Annotated in this window: 1 protein-coding gene; it reads right to left on the bottom strand. The window is 53.4% G+C overall.

Annotation, left to right across the window (positions count from 1 at the left end; translation table 11 throughout):
* Positions 1-29: 29 nt before the first annotated feature.
* Positions 30-161, bottom strand: coding sequence for a hypothetical protein (locus Q3F21_RS27330; RefSeq protein WP_340259760.1), 132 nt, complete (start codon positions 159-161; stop codon positions 30-32).
* Positions 162-234 lie beyond the last annotated feature (73 nt).

Below are 234 nucleotides of genomic sequence, written 5' to 3'. Positions count from 1 at the left end.
AGGCGGAATGGAAAAAGCAAAACACGCTTTTAGCGTCCAACTCTGTGACGCTTCCTCGAGTCGTCTGCTTTTGGACGCGGTTTTGCTTTTGGAATGCAGCCGGACAGTCCAGCCCCCTCGCAGTGTCCCACCGAACCTGTAGCCGTTTTCTCCTTTTTCATCTCCTCCACCAGAAGCCTGTCCATCCACTAACAAGAAAGCGGCTGCGGTGGGGAGAAGCCTGTTTCCATTCTA

Origin of the sequence: Brevibacillus borstelensis, assembly GCF_037834415.1 — a bacterium.
In the GTDB taxonomy this organism is placed as follows: Bacteria; Bacillota; Bacilli; order Brevibacillales; family Brevibacillaceae; genus Brevibacillus; species Brevibacillus borstelensis_A.
The sequence above is the reverse complement of the archived record's forward strand: the minus strand, read 5'-3'. Positions and strand labels throughout refer to the sequence as shown.